The sequence below is a fragment of the Corynebacterium sp. HMSC065H09 genome (genome assembly GCF_001812845.1).
GTDB lineage: Bacteria > Actinomycetota > Actinomycetes > Mycobacteriales > Mycobacteriaceae > Corynebacterium > Corynebacterium jeikeium_D.
In genome coordinates, this window is record NZ_KV810583.1 from 97,920 (window position 1) to 120,661 (window position 22,742).

At 59.4% G+C, this 22,742-nt stretch carries 21 protein-coding genes; 12 read left to right on the forward strand and 9 right to left on the reverse strand.

The annotated features are described in order from the left end of the window. Positions 1-43 precede the first annotated feature (43 nt). Positions 44-418: a chorismate mutase gene (locus tag HMPREF2878_RS03820; RefSeq protein WP_049171980.1), complete on the forward strand. Its 375-nt coding sequence runs from the start codon at positions 44-46 to the stop codon at positions 416-418. Between the two features lie 22 nt (positions 419-440). On the opposite strand, the gene HMPREF2878_RS03825 is transcribed toward HMPREF2878_RS03820, so the two are convergent. Then, a complete protein-coding gene (locus HMPREF2878_RS03825; RefSeq protein ID WP_070652873.1) occupies positions 441-1,922 on the reverse strand; it encodes an NAD-dependent succinate-semialdehyde dehydrogenase in 1,482 nt (493 codons plus the stop codon). Positions 1,923-2,146: 224 nt separating this feature from the next. Between HMPREF2878_RS03825 and pgi the strand changes: the two genes are divergently transcribed. Then, positions 2,147-3,784 carry a glucose-6-phosphate isomerase gene (gene pgi / locus HMPREF2878_RS03830; protein ID WP_070652874.1) on the forward strand — a complete coding sequence of 546 codons (1,638 nt, stop codon included), beginning with the start codon at positions 2,147-2,149 and terminating at the stop codon, positions 3,782-3,784. A gap of 82 nt (positions 3,785-3,866) precedes the next feature. Here the strand turns inward: pgi and HMPREF2878_RS03835 are convergent, their stop codons facing one another. Then, positions 3,867-4,280 (reverse strand): YccF domain-containing protein, encoded by a 414-nt coding sequence (locus HMPREF2878_RS03835; RefSeq protein ID WP_049171975.1) that lies wholly within the window; start codon positions 4,278-4,280, stop codon positions 3,867-3,869. 171 nt (positions 4,281-4,451) lie between these two features. Between HMPREF2878_RS03835 and HMPREF2878_RS03840 the strand changes: the two genes are divergently transcribed. From HMPREF2878_RS03840 to HMPREF2878_RS03855, 4 genes are all read left to right on the forward strand, one after another. Then, positions 4,452-5,207 (forward strand): 3'(2'),5'-bisphosphate nucleotidase CysQ, encoded by a 756-nt coding sequence (locus HMPREF2878_RS03840; protein WP_049171974.1) that lies wholly within the window; start codon positions 4,452-4,454, stop codon positions 5,205-5,207. 16 nt (positions 5,208-5,223) lie between these two features. Continuing rightward, complete coding sequence (locus HMPREF2878_RS03845; protein ID WP_049171972.1) at positions 5,224-6,060, forward strand: thymidylate synthase; 837 nt, start codon at positions 5,224-5,226, stop codon at positions 6,058-6,060. A 23-nt stretch (positions 6,061-6,083) separates the two neighbouring features. Then, positions 6,084-6,614, forward strand: a complete 531-nt coding sequence (locus tag HMPREF2878_RS03850) for a dihydrofolate reductase (protein ID WP_049171970.1) — start codon at positions 6,084-6,086, stop codon at positions 6,612-6,614. A 139-nt stretch (positions 6,615-6,753) separates the two neighbouring features. Continuing rightward, the gene (locus HMPREF2878_RS03855) at positions 6,754-7,032 is read left to right on the forward strand and encodes a mycoredoxin (RefSeq protein WP_038627805.1); all 279 of its coding nucleotides are present in this window, start codon (positions 6,754-6,756) and stop codon (positions 7,030-7,032) included. Between the two features lie 122 nt (positions 7,033-7,154). On the opposite strand, the gene HMPREF2878_RS03860 is transcribed toward HMPREF2878_RS03855, so the two are convergent. Further along, the gene (locus HMPREF2878_RS03860; protein WP_049193280.1) at positions 7,155-8,564 is read right to left on the reverse strand and encodes an NAD(P)H-quinone dehydrogenase; all 1,410 of its coding nucleotides are present in this window, start codon (positions 8,562-8,564) and stop codon (positions 7,155-7,157) included. Between the two features lie 75 nt (positions 8,565-8,639). After that, positions 8,640-9,866: a M20 family metallopeptidase gene (locus HMPREF2878_RS03865; RefSeq protein ID WP_070595952.1), complete on the reverse strand. Its 1,227-nt coding sequence runs from the start codon at positions 9,864-9,866 to the stop codon at positions 8,640-8,642. A gap of 184 nt (positions 9,867-10,050) precedes the next feature. On the opposite strand from HMPREF2878_RS03865, the gene HMPREF2878_RS11130 reads away from it, so the two are divergent. Then, positions 10,051-10,749, forward strand: coding sequence for a hypothetical protein (locus HMPREF2878_RS11130; protein ID WP_141753109.1), 699 nt, complete (start codon positions 10,051-10,053; stop codon positions 10,747-10,749). A gap of 9 nt (positions 10,750-10,758) precedes the next feature. Here HMPREF2878_RS11130 and upp read toward each other — a convergent pair whose 3' ends face one another. Then, positions 10,759-11,394 (reverse strand): uracil phosphoribosyltransferase, encoded by a 636-nt coding sequence (gene upp / locus HMPREF2878_RS03880; protein ID WP_049171962.1) that lies wholly within the window; start codon positions 11,392-11,394, stop codon positions 10,759-10,761. Between the two features lie 261 nt (positions 11,395-11,655). Here upp and HMPREF2878_RS03885 point away from each other — a divergent pair, with 261 nt between their 5' ends. The 3 genes from HMPREF2878_RS03885 (at position 11,656) to HMPREF2878_RS03895 (ending at position 14,477) form a co-directional block, all read left to right on the forward strand. Then, on the forward strand, positions 11,656-12,060 hold the full coding sequence (locus HMPREF2878_RS03885) for a hypothetical protein (protein ID WP_070429820.1): 405 nt from the start codon (positions 11,656-11,658) through the stop codon (positions 12,058-12,060). Next, positions 12,060-13,103 carry a C40 family peptidase gene (locus HMPREF2878_RS03890; RefSeq protein WP_049171958.1) on the forward strand — a complete coding sequence of 348 codons (1,044 nt, stop codon included), beginning with the start codon at positions 12,060-12,062 and terminating at the stop codon, positions 13,101-13,103. The genes HMPREF2878_RS03885 and HMPREF2878_RS03890 overlap by 1 nt, the downstream gene beginning before the upstream one ends. Before the next feature lie 132 nt (positions 13,104-13,235). Next, positions 13,236-14,477 (forward strand): hypothetical protein, encoded by a 1,242-nt coding sequence (locus HMPREF2878_RS03895; RefSeq protein ID WP_070652876.1) that lies wholly within the window; start codon positions 13,236-13,238, stop codon positions 14,475-14,477. Between the two features lie 29 nt (positions 14,478-14,506). Here HMPREF2878_RS03895 and HMPREF2878_RS03900 read toward each other — a convergent pair whose 3' ends face one another. Then, positions 14,507-15,736, reverse strand: a complete 1,230-nt coding sequence (locus HMPREF2878_RS03900; RefSeq protein WP_070652877.1) for an adenosine deaminase — start codon at positions 15,734-15,736, stop codon at positions 14,507-14,509. A 156-nt stretch (positions 15,737-15,892) separates the two neighbouring features. Between HMPREF2878_RS03900 and HMPREF2878_RS03905 the strand changes: the two genes are divergently transcribed. Continuing rightward, a complete protein-coding gene (locus HMPREF2878_RS03905) occupies positions 15,893-17,143 on the forward strand; it encodes a D-alanyl-D-alanine carboxypeptidase family protein (protein ID WP_210387012.1) in 1,251 nt (416 codons plus the stop codon). Here the strand turns inward: HMPREF2878_RS03905 and HMPREF2878_RS03910 are convergent, their stop codons facing one another. The 3 genes from HMPREF2878_RS03910 to HMPREF2878_RS03920 all read right to left on the reverse strand — a co-directional run bounded on the left by HMPREF2878_RS03910 (position 17,144) and on the right by HMPREF2878_RS03920 (position 19,862). Next, positions 17,144-18,169, reverse strand: coding sequence for a YhjD/YihY/BrkB family envelope integrity protein (locus HMPREF2878_RS03910; protein WP_016422146.1), 1,026 nt, complete (start codon positions 18,167-18,169; stop codon positions 17,144-17,146). Positions 18,170-18,231: 62 nt separating this feature from the next. Beyond that, on the reverse strand, positions 18,232-19,287 hold the full coding sequence (trpS, locus tag HMPREF2878_RS03915) for a tryptophan--tRNA ligase (RefSeq protein WP_038627786.1): 1,056 nt from the start codon (positions 19,285-19,287) through the stop codon (positions 18,232-18,234). A 143-nt stretch (positions 19,288-19,430) separates the two neighbouring features. Beyond that, the gene (locus HMPREF2878_RS03920) at positions 19,431-19,862 is read right to left on the reverse strand and encodes a hypothetical protein (RefSeq protein WP_070560858.1); all 432 of its coding nucleotides are present in this window, start codon (positions 19,860-19,862) and stop codon (positions 19,431-19,433) included. Positions 19,863-20,052: 190 nt separating this feature from the next. On the opposite strand from HMPREF2878_RS03920, the gene HMPREF2878_RS03925 reads away from it, so the two are divergent. Next, entirely contained in the window at positions 20,053-22,740 is a 2,688-nt protein-coding gene (locus HMPREF2878_RS03925) for a DUF6541 family protein (protein ID WP_070652878.1), read from the forward strand. The last annotated feature ends 2 nt before the right edge of the window (positions 22,741-22,742 follow it).

Sequence of the window (22,742 nt, forward strand, 5' to 3'; positions counted from 1 at the left end):
CCCCCGGATTGGACTGTTCGAATCCTTTGGCACAATAAGAACTATGAGCGAAAACCCTGCGGACACTCGCGCCGCACACACCGACAACACCGACGGCGCCGAGCACAGCCAGCAGGCGGCGGCAGTATCCCCTTTTGAAGTCCGCACCCCCACCGGTACCGATGACCCGTTGAGCTCCGCGGAGATCGAACAGTACCGCAAGGAAATCAACCGCCTTGACGGGCTGATTATCGATGCCATTCAACGCCGCACCGCAATCAGTAAGGCCGTCGGCAAAACCCGCCTGGGATCTGGCGGCACGCGTCTCGTGCACGGCCGAGAGGTGCAGATCATCAACGAGTTCCGCGACGCACTTGGCCCAGAGGGCCCGGCAATCGCGTCGGCGCTGCTGCGCATGGGACGCGGTCGCCTGGGCTAACCCTCGCCAGCTACCTGTCCTGCTAGCCTTCCAGGGAAATCAGCTTTTCCTCTAGGAACTCATTGATACCGGTGAAGCCGCCCTCACGGCCAAGAACGGACTGCTTGACACCACCGAACGGCGCCGACGGGTCCGACAGCGAGCCCTTATTGACCGCAACCATGCCGGACTCCAATGCCTCTGCCGCACCAAGTGCCTTGGTCAGGTTCTCACTGAACACATACGCCGCCAGACCAAAGATGGTGTCATTTGCCTGCTCAATCGCACGGCCATCGTCCGTGAAGGTCGTCACCGCAACCACCGGACCGAAAATCTCTTCTCGGACAATATCCGCATCCTCGGGCACATCAGTCAGAACTGTGGGCTCGAAGAAGTAGCCGTCGGAAAGCGCGCCGCCGAGATCTGGGATCTTGCCGCCGCACTCTACCTTCGCACCGCGCTTGACCGCATCGTCAACCAGATCACGAACCTTTTCCTGTTGATCACGCAGCGCGAGTGGCCCAAGGTCCGTCGCCGGATCGGTACCCTCGCCCAACTTCAGCTCCGCAAAACGCTTGACGACGCCTTCGACGAACGCATCCTTCTTGGATTCATGAACAATAAAGCGATTCGGGGCGATACACACCTGGCCGCCATTGCGGAGCTTGGCGTCACTGACTGCCTGCACAGCCTTATCAACATCACCATCAGAGAGAATGACAAACGGAGCATTTCCGCCGAGTTCAAGGGAGACTTTCATCGAAGTTTCCGCGGCCTTCGCAGCGAGCATCTGGCCAACTTCGGTGGAACCGGTGAAGGTGAACTTGCGCAGGCGGTCATCGGAAAGCAGGGCTGAGACATTGGATGAGTGCCCCGTCGGCAACACGGAAACGACACCTGCGGGAACACCGGCCTCGACAAGAAGTTTGCCCAGGTAGAGCATGGTCAGCGGAGTCTTGGACGCGGGCTTAATAATGACCGGGCAACCGGCGGCCAGTGCCGGGGCAATCTTGCGAGTCCCCATAGCCAGCGGGAAATTCCACGGCGTAATAGCCAAAGCCGGGCCGACCGGCTGCTTAATCACCGCGACGCGCGAGGTCCCGCTCGGAGAAATTCGGTAATCGCCGGAGATACGCACGGCCTCCTCAGCGAACCAACGAAAAAACTCGCCACCGTAGCCGACCTCAGCCTTGGAATCCGGCAACGCACGGCCCATTTCCAGGGACTGCAGCTGGGCCAACTTGTCTGCATCCCGACGGATGAGTTCAAAAGCGCGGTAAAGAATCTCGCTGCGCTTGCGGGGCGGGGTTGCCTTCCACTCCTTCTGAGCTGCGACGGCGTCGTCAAGCGCCTGCCTGGCGTCCTCCTCTGTGGCGGAAGCGACCTGGACCAGCGGCTTATCTGTCGCGGGGTTAACGACATCGAAGGTCTCGCCATTCGACGCGGGACGGAACTCGCCGCCGAGGAGAAGGCCTGTGGGGACGTCTTTGAGGATGTTGTCGTAATCAGGGGTGAAATCAGTCATATTTTCCAGGGTAGGTGCCTTTGCTGAAGCGGGCTAGGGGCTCGTAGATGGCGGATAGCCGATGGATGGTCGGTGCATAGGCGAAGCATAGGCACCGCGGAATCTAGTTGCTGGCAGATTGCGGTCACGCCTGGTCGCATCCTGCCGCCCGGCGAGAGCGCCAAAACGTAACTAGTCTGGGGATGTATAAAGTGCATTTCGTCAAAAATCACCTGGGAGCAGGAATGACTGTAGATATCACTGGAACCGAGCAGTGGGCTCAGCTGGCTAAGCGCGTGGACAATGTTCGCGCCACCTCGCTGCGTGAGCTCTTCACAAATGAAGAAGGCCGCGCTGAGAAGCTGACTTTCGATGCTGGCACTCTCCACGTTGACCTCTCCAAGAACTTGATGTGCCTCGACGGTTTTGCCGAGCTGGTTGAACTTGCTCGCGCCGCTGGTATCGAGGAAGCACGCGAAAAGATGTTCCGCGGTGACAAGATCAACACCACTGAAAACCGCTCCGTGCTGCACACAGCGCTGCGCCTGCCAGCAGAGGAAAATTTGACCGTCGGCGACCAGGATGTCGCTGCCGACGTGCATGAGGTGCTCGGCCGCATGCGCGACTTTGCTCGCAGCCTCCGCAGTGGAGACTGGCTGGGATACACGGGTCACACCATTAAGACTGTGGTCAACATCGGCATCGGTGGCTCCGACTTGGGCCCGGCAATGGTGACCAAGGCGCTGCGCACCTACGCCTCTGCCGGCATTGATGCCCGCTTCGTCTCCAACGTTGACCCGTCTGATCTGCAGGCAGTTCTGGATGAGGTCGATCCGGAGTCCACGCTGTTTATCGTCGCTTCCAAGACCTTCACCACTCAGGAGACGCTCTCCAACGCTCACGCAGCTCGCCGCTGGCTTATCCAGCAGCTGGGTAGCGAAGAAGCCGTCGCCAAGCACTTCGTTGCCGTTTCCACGAATGCCGAAAAGGTCGCCGAATTCGGCATCGACACTGAGAACATGTTTGGCTTCTGGGACTGGGTCGGCGGCCGCTACTCCGTCGACTCCGCCATCGGCCTGTCCATCATGGCCGTCGTTGGTCCGATGGACTTCATGCGCTTCCTGCAGGGCTTCCGCGCAATGGATGAGCACTTCCTCAACGCTCCGCTGGAGCAGAACGTGCCAGTGCTGATGGGCATGCTGAACGTCTGGTACTCAAACTTCCTCGACGCTCAGTCGCATGCCGTGCTACCCTACTCTGAAGACCTCTCCCGGTTCCCGGCGTACCTTCAACAGCTCACCATGGAATCGAACGGTAAATCCGTGCGTACCGACGGCAAGAGGGTGGACTACAACACCGGAGAAATCTTCTGGGGTGAGCCGGGAACGAACGGCCAGCACGCTTTCTTCCAGCTCCTTCACCAGGGAACTCGCCTGGTTCCGGCTGATTTCATCGGCTTTGCCCGTCCACGCCAGGATCTGCCGACGGCATCCGGCGAAGGTTCTATGCACGACCTGCTGATGAGTAACTTCTTCGCACAGACCAAGGTGCTGGCCTTCGGTAAGACCGCAGAAGAAATTCGCGCAGAGGGCGTTGACGAGGAACTCGTAGAGCACAAGGTCATGCCTGGTAACCGTCCGACCACGACCATCATGGCCGAGGAACTGACCCCGGACGCTGTGGGTGCACTGATTGCACTCTACGAGCACATCACCTTCGTCGAGGGCATTGTTTGGGGCTTGAACTCCTTCGACCAGTGGGGTGTCGAGTTGGGCAAGCAGCAGGCCGGCGACCTGCTGCCTGCGGTCACTGGTGAAGTAGCACCGGATTCTGGCGATGCTTCCACCGATGCGCTGCTGACGTGGTACCGCGACAAGCGCTAACGGCCCTGAGATAGCTGGCTAACTAGCTAACAGCCCGCCCTCGGCTTCTCGCTGCGGGCGGGCTGTTGTTATTTGTATCCCTCTAAATCTTCACCGCATAGCCGTCCACACGGTAGCCCTTCACAATGTCCTTGCCGAATGGGAAGCAGGTCACCGGAATCATCTTGACGTTGGCCACCGCCAGTGGAATTCCAACGATGGTGACAGCCTGCGCCGCCGCAGTCATGATGTGACCGATGGCCAGCCACAGACCGGCGATGAGGAACCAGATTACATTCATCACACCGGCGCTAACGGCACCGACCGCGCCCCGTCCGGAACGCTCCACCACGGAGCGTCCGAACGGCCACAGTGCATAAGAAGCCATGCGGAACGAGGCCACGCCAGCGGGAATTGTGACAATCAAAATACAGGCAAGAACGCCGAAGAAAATGTAGCCCAAAGCAAGCCACAGGCCACCGAACAACAGCCAAATGATATTCAGCAAGGTCTTCATGCCACTTAAGTGTAGTCAGGATGCGTAGTGGGCACCTGGAGTTAGCGCAGCTCACCTAACGCCTGCGCAAAGTGAGGCATTAAGCCCATAGGGCCACTCGGTTGCGGTGAGGATGGGGCGCGGCATCCCGTCGCAAAGCGGGGTTGGGAAAAAGTGAATAGTATCTAAGTCATGTCTGCCTACATTGAAGATGATGTTCTTGCCTATCGACTTGCCGTGGGCGCCAGTGAAATTCTCAAGGGTGTCCGCAACGTAGGCCTGCTGCGTGGCCGCATTCTGGGAGATGCCGGCGACGCACTGGCACAGGAGTGGATTGCCCGCGTACTGGAGCAGCACCGTCCGGACGACGGACTGCTGTCGGAGGAAGCCGCGGATAACCGTGAGCGCCTGGACTCAAAGCGGGTGTGGATTATTGACCCACTCGATGGCACGCGTGAGTTCGCTTCGGGCCGCCAGGACTGGGCAGTTCATGTCGCTCTGGTAGAGGACGGTCAGCCGACCCACGCTGCTGTTGGTCTGCCGGATCACGGCCAGGTTTTCCACACGGGTGAGGCCAAGGCTGTCCAGGGGCCGTGTGCGGGCAAGATTGTCGTATCGCGTACTCGCCCACCGGCTGTGGCGAAGTACGTCGCTGACAAGCTGGGCATGGAGCTGGTAGAGATGGGCTCCGCTGGTGCGAAGGCAATGCACGTACTGCTCGGTGACTACGACGCCTACATCCACGACGGTGGTCAGTACGAGTGGGACTCGGCAGCGCCGGTTGGCGTCGCTAAGTCCGCAGGACTTTTCGTCAGCCGCCTAGACGGCTCCGCGCCGACCTACAATAATGTCGATACTTTCCTGCCGGATATGCTGTTCTGCCGACCGGACCTGTCGGAGGAGATTCTGGCAGCGGTGAAGGAATTCAAGAATCAAGAGCAGAAGTAGGTAAGCTAGGGCGGCTATGACCGACTCCACTGACATCACGACACAGGCTCATCAGGGCATTCAGACTCCGTACGAGGATTTGCTGCGCGAAATTCTCGCTGACGGAGCAGCTAAATCAGACCGCACAGGCACGGGCACTCGCTCAGTGTTCGGCCGCCAGCTGCGCTTTGATCTGAGCGAGGGCTTCCCACTGATCACCACTAAGAAGGTGCACCTGAAGTCCATCGTGTACGAGCTGCTGTGGTTCCTCCGCGGCGATTCAAACGTCCAGTGGCTCCAGGACCGCGGAGTGACTATTTGGGACGAGTGGGCAGACGACAACGGCGACCTCGGCCCGGTCTATGGCGTGCAATGGCGCTCCTGGCCCACTCCGGATGGGCACCACATCGACCAGATTGCACAGGCGCTGGAGACTTTGAAGTCCAACCCGGATAGCCGCCGCAACATCGTCAGCGCCTGGAATGTCTCCGAGATTTCCAATATGGCGCTGCCACCATGCCATCTGCTGTTCCAGTTCTACGTCGCAGATGGCAAGCTCAGCTGCCAGCTCTACCAGCGCAGCGCGGACATGTTCCTGGGCGTACCATTTAACATCGCTTCCTATGCACTGTTGACGCACATGATGGCGCAGCAGGCGGGCTTGGACGTTGGTGAGTTCATCTGGACCGGTGGTGATTGCCACATCTACGACAACCACATTGAACAGTGCGAACTGCAGGTCTCCCGTGAGCCACGCCCCTACCCCACGCTGAAGCTTCGGAAGGCCGACAGCATTTTCGACTACGCTTACGAGGACATCGAGGTCATCGGCTACGACCCGCATCCTCTGATTCGCGGTCAGGTGGCTGTCTAAGTCAGCGAAAGGTGAGTGTAAACATGAACGAGTCCACCGCTTCCACCAGCGCAAGGCCCCCGTTTGTAGGGATGATTTGGGCGCAGTCTCGGGCCGGCATTATCGGCGACGGCGCGACTATGCCCTGGCATCTGCCTGAAGATCTTCAGCATTTCAAAACAACGACGATGGGCGCACCGGTCATCATGGGGCGTCGCACGTGGGACTCGCTGAATCCCAAGTTCCGTCCACTCCCGGGTCGTCGAAACATCGTCCTTTCGCGCTCCGTGTCCGATTTCCCCGGCGCTGAATCCGCAGCCAGCCTCGAAGCGGCACTCGCAGCCGTCGCCGACGAGCCCGCAGCATGGATTCTCGGGGGCGGACGTGTCTATCGCGATGCACTTTCGCTTGCCGACGAATGCGTGGTCACCGACATTGATACTGATGTCAATGTCCCGGTACCGGTCATGGCTCCCGACCTCTACGACTGGGTTCGTGTCGAGGATGGCCCGTGGCAGACGTCAACGACCGGCCTACGCTACCGCTTCTGCACGTGGCGGCGTCTAGAGGATTAGCTTCCTTTAAAAGCCTCGGAAGGAAAGCCTCCGAAGAGCATCTGGGAAGGGTTCCGAGCAAGGCTCTGAGGTGGGGCTACTGCCCGGCGGACGTATTGCGCAATGGAATATCGGCCTTGGTCCGCGCGTTGGACTAAGTATGACTGATGTGAAGACTCCACAGACCACCGAACACGTGACCATTTACGCTGCGGCCTGGTGCCCTTTCTGCCAGAACCTCATTGCTGGCCTGAAGGAAAACGGCACTCCGTTTGAGGCTTGGGACGTCGAAAAGCACGACGACCTTTCGAAGTGGGTTGAGTCCGTCAATGACGGCAACCGCGTTGTGCCGACTGTGCTGTACTCCGATGGCGAGCACGCCACGAATCCGTCTGTGGAGGAAGTCACCGCTAAGTACGCTGAACTCTCCAGCAAGTAAGCGCAGCATAAGCGCATCGGTACGTTCTTATTGCACAGCCAAAAAGCCGAGCCCCACTTTCGGGGCTCGGCTTGTTTTATTTACGAGTGCGGCCGGTCATGCTGCCAGTCGCGATACCAGCATTAGTCCAGATCGTCGTGTGCCATCAGCTGACGAGCAGCCTCAGTAATCGAGCCAGACAGCGACGGGTAGACAGAGAAGGAGCTTGCCAGGTCATCGACGGTGAGCTGGTTGGAGACACACACAGCAATTGGCAGAATCAGCTCCGAGGCGGTCGGAGCGACCACCACACCACCGATAATCATGCCGGAATTCTTACGGCAGAACAGCTTGACGAAGCCGTGGCGCAGCGAGCGCATCTTCGCACGCGGGTTACCTGCCAGCGGGAAAACCTCAACACGAGCGGAGACCTCACCGGACTCAATCTGAGCCTGGGAGACACCAACAGTCGCAATCTCCGGGCGGGTGAACACTGCCGAGGAAACGGTGCGCAGGCGAATTGGCGAAACACCTTCACCGAGGGCGTGGTACATCGCAATACGACCCTGCATAGCTGCAACGGAAGCCAGCGGGAACAAGTCGGTGCAGTCACCGGCAGCGTAGATACCCGGCACGTTGGTGCGGGAAACACGGTCAACGTGAATGTGGCCAGACGGGGTCATTTTCACACCACTTGCGTCCAGACCCATATCCGCAGTGTTCGGAATCGATCCGACGGTCATCAACGCGTGGGAGCCGAAGACCTCACGGCCGTCGGAAGTGACGACGCGAACGCCGCCGTCCTCAGTGCGTTCGACAAGATCACAGCGGGCGTTCTTCACAACGTCCACACCGCGCTCCAGCAGGACCTCCTCCAGGGCATCTGCAGCGTCAGCATCCTCGTGCGGCAGGATGCGGTCACGCGAAGCGACCATGGTGACCTTGACGCCCAACTCGGTGAACGAGGATACGAACTCAGCACCGGTAACACCAGAACCGACCACAATGAGGTGCTCTGGCAGCTCCTCCAGTTCGTAAACCTGACGCCAGGTCAAAATACGGTCACCATCAGGAATCGCACCCGGCAGAATACGTGGGGACGCACCGGTGCTGACCAGCACCAGGTCGGCTTCAAGAGTGACCTCGCCGCCCTCGAGCAAGTCGACGGTGACGTAGTGAGTTACACGGCCCGGGTCGTGGTCATCGAGGCGACCGCGGCCCTGCAGCATCTTGATGCCCTCACGCTCCATCTGCGCGCGAACATCGTCGGACTGCTGCTGAGCCAGGCGCTTAACGCGCTCGTTGACCGCAGTGAAGTCGATTTTGCGCTGGGAAAAGTCCGGACGCAGACCCATCTCGTCCGCACGACGCATATCGGTACGAACGCCCGTCGCCGCGATGAAGGCCTTAGAGGGAACGCAATCCCACAGGACGGAAGAACCGCCCATCCCGGCATCCTCAACCACAGTGACTTCAGCACCGTACTTGGCGCCAACCAGCGCTGCTTCGTAGCCGGCTGGGCCGCCGCCAATGATTACGATCCTCTGTGCCACAAATCCTCCAAAGTTGCCGTGGATATCACAATGTAACTACCGCGGGAGGCATTTTCCCCGCTTTGCCCCCATAGTCTAACGGACAGTCATGGTTGACTGCGCGCCGTCCTCATAGCGAGCAACAATGCCAGCGAAGAGTTTCACACCAACGCCCAGGCAACGCTCGTCCACGATTAGGTCATCTCGGTGCAAATCGTGCTTGTCTCCACGACCGGACCAGCAGCCCAGACGAGCCATCGCGCCCGGGACATGCTCGAGATACCAACCGAAGTCCTCGCCACCGGACGACTGTGGGGCCTGAATGACAGCATTCTCGTCCACTCGTCGCACCGCTTCCGCAATCAGGGCGGTGCAGTATTCGTCGTTAAGCACAGGCGGCACGCCACGCTCGTAGTTGATGGTGCAATCAGCGCCGGTCGGGGCGAGGACCTGTTCAATCAGTTCACGCACCAGTGGATCGATGTCGCGCCAGGTCTTGATGTCCGCGGTGCGCAGGGTGCCGCTGACGCTGCCTTCCGACGGAATCGCGTTGTGTGCATACCCGGAGTGAACGGAGCCGAACGTGAGCACGGTGCCAGTGCGTGGGTCGACGCGTCGTGACAGCAAGCCCGGCAAATCTACAATCAATTTACCCAGCGCATAGACAACATCGGCCGTCATCTGCGGACGGGAAGTATGCCCGCCCGGGCCATGCACCTGAATCTCCAACGTGTCGGCCGCAGAGGTGATGGCACCTGTTCGAACGCCGACGTGACCGACGCGCAGCTTCGGCTCACAGTGGACGGCAAAAATACGCTCAACGCCATTGAGCGCACCGGCAGCGATAACCTCGGGTGCACCGCCAACCATGACCTCCTCGGCGGGTTGGAAAATGAAACGCAGCGGCGTCGGCAACGTGTGCTTCTCGTGGTACTCAGCCATAGCCAGAGCCGTCGCGAGCGTAATCGTGGTGTGAAAATCATGCCCGCAGGCGTGCATGACGCCATCGTTGGTGCTGGCAAACTCCAGCCCCGTGGTCTCTGTAATTGGAAGCGCGTCTATATCGCCGCGGAAAGCGAGACGCCCCGGCAATTCACCTCCGGCTTCGCTACCGGCGAGTTCATCTTCACCAATGTCGACCATCAAGCCGGTGTTGGGAAACAGCACTGGTTTCAGCCCTGCAGCACGCAGCTTCTCCTCCACAAAAGCCGTGGTGGCGTGCTCCATGTGAGATAGCTCTGGGTGCGCATGAAGATGCCGCCGCCACTCGAGAATCTCGTTCGCGTGCTCGGCCCACCAGTGCTTAATAAACTCCTCAATCACAATTCTCCAGTGTAAGCGCTCCACCGACAGGCCGTAACAAGAGGCCTACCGACGACTGCGCCAGCGACAGCAGTGGCCGGCAAGCGTTTGAATATCAGCGCCAGACGTACACATGACCAGGGGCCACTTCTTTCACTTTGACCCCTTCAATTATCAGATGTTTCACATTTTGAGGAAGTCTGCGATGATATTAGGCATGTCCGGCAATGGCACACCTAAGTCTCTCAGCATCCCCATCATCATCGTGGCCACCGCACTCGTGGTCGTCATCGGCATCGCCATCGGCCTGTCGCTGAACAATAGTGATGAGCCCCAGCGTCCGGAGGTCCCCTCCTCCTCGCAGCCGACGTCGCCCAGTTCGACACCGCCGTCCTCGACGAGTTCGACTTCTACGAGCAAGACGACCACCACGACGACAACTACGTCGAAGTCCTCCGAGACGTCGTCAAGCACGCCGAGCACTTCGACATCGTCCTCGTCGTCAAGCACGCCGAGCACCACGTCTTCGCCATCCACGACGACGAGCTCTGAGCCGACAACAGCTCCGGAGGGACAGGACTTCGGCACTGGCCGCTCCGACTTGGACGGCCTGGGCTTCGTGGGCAGCTCCGCACGCTGCGACAACGGTGACCGCGCCTTTGCTGTTATCGCCGCTGAACAGGGAATTAAGGCTGCTGCTTGTGAGACGCGCTCCGGCGAGAAGTACTACCGCTCGGATACACCACAGGGTTCCGGATCGATGGACATCATCGTCGATGAGGGCGACCGCGTTGTTGCACAAAACGGCTCGTACAAGTACCAGATGTCCCCCGACGGAGTTCTTGTGACCAAGGACAACGAGGTCGTCAAGAAGTACGCGGCAGAAGCCTGGGGAACTGCCTAAGAGATTAATTTAAAGATCAATGTTGCGGGGACCGTAGAGACGGTCGCCCGCATCTCCCAACCCCGGCACAATGTAGGCATCCTCGTTAAGATCCGGGTCCACCACAGTGGTGACAAGACGCACCGGGAAACCGGATTCCTTCAAGGCGTCGACACCCTGCTGTGCAGAAATGATGCACACGGCCGTGATGTTGTCCGCTCCGCGATCCGCCAACAGCTTCAGGGCATGCAGCAGTGAACCGCCGGTTGCCAGCATCGGGTCGACCAGGAAGACAGTGCGCCCGGACAGATCCTCCGGCAGCGCCTCGAGGTACGGCACCGGCTCATGAGTTTCCTCATTACGAGCCAAGCCAATAAAGCCCACCTGCGCATCCGGAATCATCGACAGCGACGGATCGATCATGCCAAGCCCCGCACGAATGACGGGAACAATAATCGGCGGATCCTGCAGACGGTAACCCGGCGCGGTAGTGATTGGGGTCTGAACATCGAAGTTATCGACGGGCAGCTCCCGGCTTGCCTCGTAAATCAGCATTGCGCCCAGATCGGCGAGTGCCGCACGGAAGCCCGCGTTATCAGTGCGCGCGTCGCGCAGAATGGTCAAACGTGACTGTGCCAAGGGATGGTTGACAACGGTAATCTCCATGCCTTCCAAAATACATTGCTTTGCTTTTGCCGCTCTGGTGCCGGCATCGCAAGTTTCTGAAAACGCGTTCCCAAAAAAGATGGAACCGAATCGGCCTTTTTCGCGCCTAACAATACGAGGGCTTTTTACTGCGCCCCATTTGCGTAAGCCCGCTTACTACCAAACCACTTGCCGCTCAGCCGCCGTCCGAACCCCGCTAGCCGTTCAGCCACAGCACTGAGTGTTGAACCACACGCGAATTTCCTAGAGAGGCCGTCAACATTGTCCCGTCCATCACCACACAGTTCCCACAGCCAATCGTTTCTCTCTCCGACCACTAGCGGGAATGACTCAGTCTTTACGCTGGCGCCAGAGCTTATTTCTGCCGATGCCACGCGCCTTGACGCGTTGTCGCAGCAGGTCAGCGGCGCTGACTTGGGCATCAGCGCACTGCTCTCGCTTGGCGACGTCCCGTTTGCTGGGCCCTTCTGTCACGCTGCAGCCACTGCTCTACAGCGCCAGCATGAGCATGTAGCTGAGCTGAATGAGTACGGCACCAGCGCTGCTCGTGCACTGAACGCTCTTGTCTCTGCGGTGTCCACTGCTGAAGATGCCGGCGCATATGCGCTGCAGTCCATCTCACCGAAAATGGGAGCCGTTGCAACTCGCGGAATGGGCGGTGCGTGATGCTTCCCACCAATCTACTTACGGAGGTCCCCACCGCGATTGCACAACAGCTAAGTCCTGCCATCGCACCCGCACTGGCAGGACTTGCCGGGGCCGCAATACCCGCCGCGAGTACCGCCTGGCGCTCAGTGGCAGATTCCGTTGACCGCAACTGGGGCGATGGTGCTGGTTCCGGAGCAGGGGCCGCGGGAACAAGTCTCAAACGGGCTGCAAATGCGGCAGCCGACTTGGAAACTCGCGCCGGAACCATTGACAGTGACATTGCCAAGGGGCTGGCCTCAGTAATGTCAGCGGCCACTGATTTGGCCCGGATCGCCATGGATTTTGTCACTTCCGCCATGGGCTCGTTGACTGCGACGGCTGCGGGGCCCGCTGGTCTCGCCGCGACCGGCGCCAGCCTAGCCTCAGCGGCCAGTTCCGCGATCTCCCAGGCCATTGCGCGGCTCATGAAACTAGAGCAAGAACTGCGACCTCTGGTGCAGTCGCTGATACAGCAAGCGAGTACCGCGGTGGACACCCCTACCCCACCTCACTCGGCACAGTTGGAGGCCCCAGGTACCACTCAAGCCGCCCTCGCTTCTACGTCTACGAACACCCCAGGATCGGCTAGCGCTACCGACGCTGCAGATGGTTCGGAGGCGTCGTCCGATTCGGGCAGCGCGCCGGTACCTGCGGATGCTGGAGCTGGCGCGCCCACACCAGAGGCCCAAGCTGCGGTGAAGGCTGCACTCAGTGCCGTCGGAACGCCCTATGGTTGGGGCGGAAATACTCCGGGGCAGGCGCTCGATTGTTCAGGCTTAACGCACTGGGCCTACGGGCAAGCTGGTGTTGATATTCCCCGCACGGCAGAAGCACAGGCCGTCGGCAGACAGGTGAGCCAGGATGAACTGCTACCTGGCGATCTTGCAGTGTGGGACGGCCATGTCGCCATGGTTATCGGTGACGGAAAGATGGTCGAAGCGGGCGATCCGGTGCAGGTAAACCCCGTGCGTACGACCAACATCGGCATGCCGTTTAAGGGGTTCTACCGTCCGACCGGATAGTGCGGTGGGTATCTGCGTCGTAAAACTTCTAAGATAGGAATACGCAAACTTGCCACCCGTGGGGGCGCTGCAGGTATGACAATTTTTGAGTTTTAATAATCACCAACAAGCAGAAGGGCTGCGACGAAAACTATGGCCAGGAAAGGCATCGTTCCTATCGAACTCGAGCTGACCTCGGGCACCTTTTACACGTTGTGGGCTCCAAGCTGGCGTGAGGGTGGCTCCGAGTGGCAGGCTCTGCTCGGCCGCGGTGATGACATCTATTTGTTCTCATCGGCGGCAAAGCTCCTGGCTTTCCTACAGTCGGATGCTCCTCACGACTTCACGCAGCACCCCAGCTGGCGCAACTTCAACCAGCAGCTACCGGGAGCGGCCATCGCGGCACCGCGCCACCGCTATGACCTGATTGGACTGCCAGAGATCCTGGCCGGCCGAGCCGACTACGACCATGTTTCGCGCGCTGATCGCATTCTTGCCATCACTCGCTCAATTGGTGCGATCGCGGATCTCACTCCAATCAACCAGATGTTCGCCTCTCACTCTGTCCTGGCTGCCACGCAAAATGGTGCTGATCACTTCCAGGGCAGTGGCACCGCTCAGTGGTCGGCTATCGGCAATGTCATCTTGACCAACTGGGACAGCTGCATTGACGCTATCGACGCCATCGGCGCAAATACTCCGAGCATCGATGAAGAGTCCGAAACCACTGCTGCAGCCGCATTAAAGGAAGCGGAGGCCGCGGAGCGTGAGCGTCGTGAAGCAGCAGAGAAGAAGCGCGAAGAGGAAAAGAAGTCCGCAGAGGAGACCGCCGGCGATCCGTACGATCAGACAGTGTGGGCCAACGCTGGCATCGACCCGATCAAGATCTCCATCGCTGGCCGCACGCTCTACACCTTGCGTTGTTACATGGGGCGTCGCCCGCTATTCCTGGGCAGCGCCGGTGAGATTCACACGTTCTCACAGCCCCGCACGATGGTGCGTTGGCTGCTGGAGCACAAGCATCACGACATGTCGGCGCTGACGACGTGGGATGAAATCATCACCGCGGCCAACGCAGGTGAACTGGAGGCCGTGGTGCACGAGGACAATGAGTACTCGTTTACCGGCCTGGCCGAGGACATTGAAAAGGGCCCGAACGCCGTGGACACCGCCCAGCTCGCCCGCGCGTACGAGCTACTCGCAGACGCCGCTGACTGGGCTGGAGATGATGCCGTGAACGAAGTACTGGCGGGCAACCAGCAGCTGCAGTGGCTGCTGAACTTCCTGCTGGACACCGGAGAAATGTCCGAGCCAGTTCCGCCTTACGACGATGAGGCCGAGGGCTGGAGGCAGCTGGAGAAGGACTTGGCCGCTCGGTTCACGACCAAGATCTAGCTCCTCCCAGCAAAGCTGGCCGGCGCTGGCTAGTCCAGCGTCAGGTTCAGCTCATCTTCGGCACCGAAACCCGCACCGTTGACATCAGTTTCGATGTCCTCGTCGCTGTTGTCGATAAGCTGCAGGTAAGCGGGGTAAATAATGGTGTCCATGATGTGCTCGCGGGTCGGCAGATCCACGAATGCATTGTTTAGCGCGTTCGAGGTCAGTTCGAACAGCTCGCTGTAGCCGTAACCGAAGTTCTCCACCAACTCCATGCACTCCCGGGTCATGGAAGTCGCGCCAATCAGACGGTTATCCGTGTTGACCGTGCAGGCGAAACTCATATCGTCGAGAAGCGAGAACGGGTGATCCGCAACGCTGTCACAAACACCAGTCTGAACGTTGGAGGTCGGGCAGATTTCCAGCGGAATCTGGCGGTCACGAATAGCGGAGGCAACCTCCTGGCATTCGATGCCCTCGAGGGAAGCACCGAAGTCCTCGTAGATGCGTACGCCGTGACCCAGGCGGCGAGCACCTTGCACGACAGCATCCTGCAACGAATCGACACCGGCGTCTTCACCTGCGTGAATGGTGACCGGAATGAGGTTTTCCCGCAGCATGGTGAATGCTTCGGCATGGTTAGCCGGTGGGAAGCCGTTTTCCGGTCCAGCGATGTCAAAACCGACAACGTACCCGTCGGAGTTCTTCCTGTAGTTGTCGATGACCAGCTGTGCGACTTCCTTGGAATTGTCATTCTGGCGCATCGCACAGACCAGCAGACGTGCGGTGATGTGCTTTCCCTCAGCGGCGGCATGGGCTTCACCCTGCGCCAGGCCTTCGACCAGTGCGTCGATGACAGCCTGCATATCCAGGCCCTTTTCCAAATGGTTTTCCGGAGCCAGGCGCAGCTCAGCGTAGACGACGTTGTCGGCGGCCAGATCCTCGACGGCCTCACGCGCAACGCGCGTCAGCGACTCAGCGGTCTGCATGACGGCGCAGGTGTGCGCGAAGGCGGTCAGGTAGCTCGGCAACGAGCCAGAGTTGCCGGTGTCAATGAACCACTTCTCCAGTTCATCCACGTCGGTGGTGGGCAACTGATCGGTGTAACCGCAGTCCGCGGCCAGGTCGATAACGGTCTGCGGGCGCAGGCCGCCATCGAGGTGATCGTGAAGCAGTACCTTGGGCAGGCTGGCGACAACCTTGCGCATCTCATCGAGATTCGATGCCGAAGACTGTGTGTCCAGAGACTGAGCATCACTGTGCAAAGAATTAGTCATAATGGCCAGACTATCGGTACTGTGCCCTCCGCTTCTACTTCACTGCCGGTGAATCGTAATTCTGCTTTGTACAAAGGCTTCCGCTCCCCCGTTTTCCCCCATCCACACATGACGAATACGTCATTTCGGGTGACGTTTTGCTACCCTTATTTCATCATGTTTCCCTCTCGCCGCTTCTCATCTGCCGTTACGCTGCTAGCTACCAGCGCTCTGCTTCTGCCGAGCACCGCCCCCGCAGCCATGGCGCAGAGCACCTCGCTTACCGACGACGCCCCGATTGTCGGTCCCGAACCTGATATCCGTGACACGGAGGGCTGCCCCTACAAGACCCTTCCACCAGCACCAGTGGATTCCTCTGAGGTTCCGGCTCCCGGCGAAACATCTCCCGCTCCACTTCCGGTTCCTCAAAAGCCGGCTGGAGGTAGCAAGATGTCCGCCTGCGGCATTGTCAGCGGTGAGGGGTTTGACGTTCCGAAGGACCTCTCCGCCTCTGCATGGACGGTGTTCGATTTGAAATCCGGCGATGTCCTTGCGGCGAAGGACCCGCACGGCCGCTACCGTCCGGCATCGATTATTAAGGTGCTGCTGGCGATGGAGGCAATCGAGAATTTGAAGCTCGACACTCCAGTCAAGGCGACCTTCGAGGACGCGAACATGGAGGGCTCTCGTGTCGGCATCGTCGAGGACGTGAACTACTCGGTAGAAACGCTCCTGACTGGTCTGTTGCTTAACTCCGGCAACGACACCGGCCACGCCTTGGCCCGCGAACTTGGTGGCATGGACAAGACCACCGAGAAGGTCAATGCCCTGGCAAAGAAGTTGGGGGCGACGGATACGCGAGTGGTCAACCCGACTGGTCTCGATGCTCCGGGACAGATGACGTCCGCATACGACATGTCACTGTTCTTCCAGCACGCATTCAACAATGAGACCTATCGCAAGCTCTCGGCCACCCGCCTGGCCACTATCCCCGGAGACAAGGCTCTCGAGGTAGATGACTTCGAAATCGCCAACGACAATCAGCTGATTGCCCAGGACTACCCCGGCGCCCTTGGAGGCAAGACCGGTTTTACCGACGATGCCCGTCACACCTTCGCTGGGGTGGCTGAGCGCGATGGCCGTCGTCTCGGCGTCATCGTTCTCGACGTCACTGTGGAGGATTCACCGCGCCCCTGGGAGCAGGCGGCATCGCTTCTCGACGCCGGCTTCGCGGCACCGCAGGACAGCTCTGTCGGTGTCCTCGAAGCGGAAGCGACTGAGGATAAGTTGGTAGAAAAATTGCCCGATATCCTGGACAACGAGTCAACAGGAACAGGGCTAAAAATTACTGTCAGCGCTGCCATCGTAGGTGTCATCGCATTGATTGCGATGGTCACCTACCGCTTCGGCAGACGCGATCGCGGCTAATTATTTCGAACCGAGCAGGCGGTTCAATCCGGACGGATTGGCCGCTTCCGCACGGACGTTAATGACAGCAGGAGCAGGTGCATCCAGCTCCTCGTCGGCAAGCGCTTCTTCGGTCGTCGCGGTCCAGGCAGTGGCATACATAGTGATGCGCCAGATGAGGTAGAAAACGACCATCAAACCGATGACCGGACCGAAAACTGCACCGGCCGGGTTCGACAGGGCGTTGGAGAAGAAAACGCTACCGAGCTGCTTGACAACCTCAAGGCCAATCGCACCGATAATCGCACCCTTTGCCGCAGAGCGGAACGGGGCGCCCCCGCGTGGCAGAAAAGCGAGCATCCAGAAGAACAGCAGCCAGTTGGCGACGAGACCAATGGCGATGGCAATCAATCCCGCAATAATTGTGATTCCCGGGACATGAGCCAGACCAATCTTGTCCAGCAGGGACTGGGTCAGTCCGGAAGAGCCGGCTGCGGTGACAGCGAAGGTCAGCAGGATCATAACCAGCATGCCCAGCAGACGCAGCAGGTCGCGAACCTTTCCCACCACGAAGTTGCTAGCGCCCAGCGGGCGCTTCCACAGCTGTGTCACTGCGTTGGAGAGGTTGCCCATCCAACCAAGACCCGACCACAGGGTGGCAATGAAACCGACGGTGAAGACGCCACCTGCCTGATCGATCGCACCTTCGATAATTGCGTTGATGGTGTCGCCCATCGACCCATCGATGGAGTCGGTGATAGCGGACTGGATTTGCTCAAGCAGCTGCTCATTGCCACGCAACACAAGCGCGAGGATGGCAAATGCCGTCATGATTAGGGGGAAAATCGACAGCACGGAGAAGTACGTGACAGCGGCGGCAAAAAAGTTACCGCCCTGCTCGGAGTAGCGCTCCTGCATCCGCATAACGTGATCGAACCACGCCCACTTTTCGCGGAGGCGGTCGATTGCGCTCGGTTCATCGGCGTGTACACGCTCGATGCCATAGCGGTCCGTTCTCTTCGGATCTTTTTGAGTAGAGGTTGCCATGTCCCCTACCTTAACGTGCCAGCTTTCGGTACGGAGACTGAAGCGCAGAGTCTACAGCTGAATTACCGGTTGGCAGCCTTCAGGAACCCGACGCGCTCGTACACATCTGCAAGTGTCTTGGCGGCAACTTCACGGGCACGGTCAGCGCCTTCGGCCAGGATTCGTTCCAACTCACCGCGATCAGCCATGAGCTCCTCATAGCGAGCACGCAGTGGCGTGGTGAATGCTTCCAGCGCATCTGCGGTATCAGCCTTCAGCTGGCCGTAGCCTGCGCCTTCGTAGCCGGCAACGAGCTCGTCGACAGGCTTGTCGGTCAACGCCGACTGAATGACCAGCAGGTTGGATACGCCCGGCTTGTTCTCACGGTCGAAACGAATTTCGCCATCGTTGTCGGTAACGGCCGAGCGAATGCGCTTGGCAGAGACCTTTGGGTCGTCCAACAGATTAATAATGCCCTTCGGGTTTGCACCCGACTTGCTCATCTTCGAGGTCGGACCCTGCAAGTCATAAATCTTGGCGGAGCCTTCCATGATGTGCGGATCCGGCACAACGAACGTTTTCTTGTAGCGGGAGTTGAAGCGCTGCGCCAGGTTACGCGTCAGCTCGAGGTGCTGGCGTTGGTCCTCGCCCACCGGCACCAGCTGTGGGCGGTAGAGCAGAATGTCGGCGGCCATCAGCATCGGGTACGCAAACAAACCAGCGGAGGTGTGTTCCGCGCCCTGACGAGAGGACTTGTCCTTAAACTGCGTCATACGGCTGGCTTCACCAAAGCCAGTCAAGCAGGTCAGCACCCATCCGAGCTCCGCGTGCTCGGGCACATGCGACTGCACGAACAGCACCGACTTCTCCGGATCAATACCAAGTGCAATCAGCTGTGCGGCACCTGCGATAGTGCGCTGACGCAGCTCCTTCGGATTCTGCTCGACAGTGATGGCGTGCAGGTCTGGAATGAAGTAGTAAGCGTCGAAGTCATCCTGCAGATTAATCCAGTTCTTCAATGCTCCCAGGTAGTTGCCCAGGTGGTAGGAATCTGCGGTCGGCTGAATGCCGGACAGAACGCGCTGCTTACGAGCACTCGGTGCAGGATTAGTTGCTTCAGGACCCTTGCTTTCACTCATAGCCAATAAGTTTAGCGCGAGCTTCATAGTGGAGAGTCGGCGACGTACCCATTTCGACGACATCGCAGGCTTTACAGGAACGCCAATCCTTAATATCCGGTCTTTAAATCGACGTCGACTACCGGGAAAGCGACCACCAAAAACTAGTCCTGACGGCCCTTGTACCCTTGCTCCACAAGCATTCGATCGGATAGCAATTTGACGGTTCGCGCTGCAGCGGCTGGCGATTCCTCGGGGTACAGTGCGCGCACCAGCGTGACAGCCGGGCGGATGCCGTGTTCAGAGAGAACACGTCGAACACGCTCGCGCTCCCCCTGGGTCAACTCCAGTGGAGCTACGGGAGGCCTGCGGGTGTAGGACACGACCATGACGACTCCCAGCAGAACAATGAGTCCGAGGGAAATCCACAGTGGCCACGCGTAGGCAAAAGACAGCACGATAAACGCAACGATGACACCGGAAGTCACGACCACCGGGACATTGACAGCAGTACCAGGATCGTTCTGCAGGCTCCGTGCGATGGCTTCCAAATCGGCCATCTGGTGCCGCTTGTTATCTCTCTCGCCGTTTTTCACTGTGAATGTCCTCTCCTTTCCGGGTCCGCACCGAGCTCGCTTCAAGTCTCGCGCAAATTCGCGCTTGGGCTTTACAGCAGCTGAAGTCCCATCAGCCCTTCTTCAAATCTTAGGCGCTCGCGTCCCAAGTGCCGAACTAACCCACAGGTATTATTGGACTAATTCAATTCTCTTATCCGTCAGGAGTCCCATGCTCGCTGCCATTGCGGTTGCCGTCTTCATCCTGCTGATCCCAGGCACAGTTCTCGGTTGGGTCAGTGGGCTACGTCCCACGCTCGCGTTGGCATCTGCCGGCCCATTAACGATGGGTGTGATCGGTTTTTCCGCATGGTCGTCTCACGCGCTTGGGCTGGATTACACCTGGCTCTTCGTGGCCGGCATGTGGGCATGGTTCTGTGCCATTGGCTATCTGGTGCGCAGATTCATCCCCCGGGCAACGCCCGAAGACGGCTTCGATTCCGGCGTTGTCACCGCGATGATTGTCGCCGGGGTCACGGTAGTCGGCTCGATGCGCGCCATGCTCGTGCTTAACGACGTCCCCGGTGGCCCCGGCGCTATCCGCGAGGCCTGGGATATGCTCTGGCATACCAACTTCCTCCGGTTCATTGACGAGCATGCAATAGCCTCGCCCACCGCGGCCGGTGACCTGATGAATCAGGAGACCGGAGCCGAAATGTTCTACCCCACCGGCTGGCATGCCGTGGCGGGGCTGCTGCCCGGCTCGGTTTTCCTCGATTCCAACGTGTTTGCGTTCTTGGCCCCGGCGCTGCTTCTGCCCGCAGCAACTGCGGTGCTAGCCCGCACCGCAGTTGGCCCTAAGTGGGCGGCCTATGCCGGTCCCGCAGCTGCCGTCGCGACGCTGATGCTTCCGGAGATTTGGGTGGCTCTTTGGCGCACATCCTCCATGCCGTATCTGCTCGCGGTGGCCACTTTGCCGATCGCTGCGGCTTTGACCATGCGGGGCTATATTGTCCCCGCTACGCTTGCCCTGGTCGGCACGTTTATCACCCACCCGGCCGGCGCAATTGCTGCTGTGCTCTTTGTTGGCTTGTGGTTGATCACCCAACCGAGTGTCAGTGGCCTCGCTCGCACACTAATTATCGGAGCGCTCTCACTGGTGATGACTCTCCCGGCAGCATTGTCCGCTAGCGGGCAAGGTGAATCCGTTGCGGGCTTTACCGGCCAAATTGAGATTTCCCGCTCCGAATCACTGTGGCGGACTCTTATCGGGTTTTCCCGCTATGCTGACGAGCCCATCTTTTCCCAGACTGTTCTGGTTCTTGTGCTCATCGGCCTGGTGGTGGCGCTGGTCTCTCGCCTACCAGACAGCCCGTGGGCGCCGTGGCCGGCACTGGCTTTCGGGCTGCTCTTTGTGGTGTCCGATAGTGCGCAGTCCCGTTGGGATGAGCCGTTCGGCACCTATCTGAAGTTTATTGGCACTTTCTTCTACGACATGCCGTACCGTATGCAGGCGGTTATGGGAATTCTGCGCGCAGTGCTGGTCGGCTACGCAGTCGCGGCTGCCGTTGTCGCGATTGTGGCTGCGGCGCAGTGGATCGTCGCAAAGCGAAATCAGCCGGTCAAGTCGTGGAATCCTGCGCTGGCGATGGGGCTCGTAGCGGCACTGGCGATTGTGCCTGCGACCTGGGTGAGTGGGCCTGCTCAGCGCGAGGCAATTCGTGGAAGTTTCGGAAGCACGTTTGTGACCGCTGCGGACATGGAAGCTATTGATTGGCTGTCCGAGCAGCCGCATGCGTTTGAGGGGCATATCCTCAATGACCGTCGTGACGGTTCTGCGTGGATGTACGCCATCGCTGGACTGCCGACGCTGTTCCGCCATTTCTCCTTCTCCGACAAAACTGCCGAGGCAAGCAAGAAGCTGCCGACAAACGTTGACTTGCTGGGCTCACATCCGGAATTCGATGCCATGGCGAAAAAACTGGGCGTGCATTACATCATTAGTTCTCCGCCAGGTGTGAACACGGATGGCACGGAGGCGCTGTCGATGCGTTCCTGGGCATGGCACGCGCCGGGGCTCACGCCCGTGTATCACGACGGTTCTGTGATGATTTTCGCGGTCAACAAGATGTTTTCACCTGAAGAGTTGCACGCTGTTGTCAACAGTTCCCCACACCGCCCGGCGCGCCCCAATCCGCTGTGGATGCCTCCGCGCCAGCCGATCGTCCCCTCCCCCGACGAGGCTGCCGATCCGCTCGCCGGCGCGCATATCACCGTCGACTCTCGCCGCGGGGCCATCGAGACTATCAACGCTGACCTGCCTCGCGCACTGCGTTTGAGTGGGGATACTTCCGCTCACATCGACAGCATCGTGCAACGTGCCAACGAGAAGCTCCGTCAGCGCGGCGCAATCGTTGGCGCGCATTCGCTTGCCGACGGCACGGAGAGCGCAGCCACCGTAATTGTCGGTCGCTCATCAGAGGACCAGACCCTTTCTGGGGATAACATCGGCGATCGTGGTTTTTCGGTATCCGCTGTGGTGGAGTCCCTCGAGCCAAAGGACGATGACCCTGCTGACTGGCAGCTGGCGGCAGGTGTGCGTGACGGAATGGTGTTCCGAGGTTTCAATCCGCACAGCAGTTACAGCACAAACGGGGTGCCAACAGAGTTTCGTACCGGTCTGGCGCCGGCAGTGGCGGTGAACCAGAGTTCGCGGTCGCATGCGCCGACGGTTGCGCTATCGCTGGGAGCGGTGGGCGCTGAAAAACTCACCCGCGATTTGGCCGACCCGGCTATGCAGGACAAATGGGCCGACGCCATCGTTGACGGCATTGCCTCCATGTTGCGGCAGAACCGACATCTCGTAACCGCTCCCGAGCCGGAGTTGATCCCAGAATTCGCTGGAGTCGGAGCATACTAGTC

Bases quoted from the DNA above. Each gene is read 5' to 3' on its own strand.
- HMPREF2878_RS03820 (WP_049171980.1), top strand. From the start codon at position 44: ATGAGCGAAAACCCTGCGGACACTCGCGCCGCACACACCGACAACACC.
- HMPREF2878_RS03825 (WP_070652873.1), bottom strand. From the start codon at position 1,922: ATGACTGATTTCACCCCTGATTACGACAACATCCTCAAAGACGTCCCC.
- pgi (WP_070652874.1), top strand. From the start codon at position 2,147: ATGACTGTAGATATCACTGGAACCGAGCAGTGGGCTCAGCTGGCTAAG.
- HMPREF2878_RS03835 (WP_049171975.1), bottom strand. From the start codon at position 4,280: ATGAAGACCTTGCTGAATATCATTTGGCTGTTGTTCGGTGGCCTGTGG.
- HMPREF2878_RS03840 (WP_049171974.1), top strand. From the start codon at position 4,452: ATGTCTGCCTACATTGAAGATGATGTTCTTGCCTATCGACTTGCCGTG.
- HMPREF2878_RS03845 (WP_049171972.1), top strand. From the start codon at position 5,224: ATGACCGACTCCACTGACATCACGACACAGGCTCATCAGGGCATTCAG.
- HMPREF2878_RS03850 (WP_049171970.1), top strand. From the start codon at position 6,084: ATGAACGAGTCCACCGCTTCCACCAGCGCAAGGCCCCCGTTTGTAGGG.
- HMPREF2878_RS03855 (WP_038627805.1), top strand. From the start codon at position 6,754: ATGACTGATGTGAAGACTCCACAGACCACCGAACACGTGACCATTTAC.
- HMPREF2878_RS11130 (WP_141753109.1), top strand. From the start codon at position 10,051: ATGATATTAGGCATGTCCGGCAATGGCACACCTAAGTCTCTCAGCATC.
- upp (WP_049171962.1), bottom strand. From the start codon at position 11,394: ATGGAGATTACCGTTGTCAACCATCCCTTGGCACAGTCACGTTTGACC.
- HMPREF2878_RS03890 (WP_049171958.1), top strand. From the start codon at position 12,060: ATGCTTCCCACCAATCTACTTACGGAGGTCCCCACCGCGATTGCACAA.
- HMPREF2878_RS03895 (WP_070652876.1), top strand. From the start codon at position 13,236: ATGGCCAGGAAAGGCATCGTTCCTATCGAACTCGAGCTGACCTCGGGC.
- HMPREF2878_RS03900 (WP_070652877.1), bottom strand. From the start codon at position 15,736: ATGACTAATTCTTTGCACAGTGATGCTCAGTCTCTGGACACACAGTCT.
- HMPREF2878_RS03905 (WP_210387012.1), top strand. From the start codon at position 15,893: ATGTTTCCCTCTCGCCGCTTCTCATCTGCCGTTACGCTGCTAGCTACC.
- HMPREF2878_RS03910 (WP_016422146.1), bottom strand. From the start codon at position 18,169: ATGGCAACCTCTACTCAAAAAGATCCGAAGAGAACGGACCGCTATGGC.
- trpS (WP_038627786.1), bottom strand. From the start codon at position 19,287: ATGAGTGAAAGCAAGGGTCCTGAAGCAACTAATCCTGCACCGAGTGCT.
- HMPREF2878_RS03925 (WP_070652878.1), top strand. From the start codon at position 20,053: ATGCTCGCTGCCATTGCGGTTGCCGTCTTCATCCTGCTGATCCCAGGC.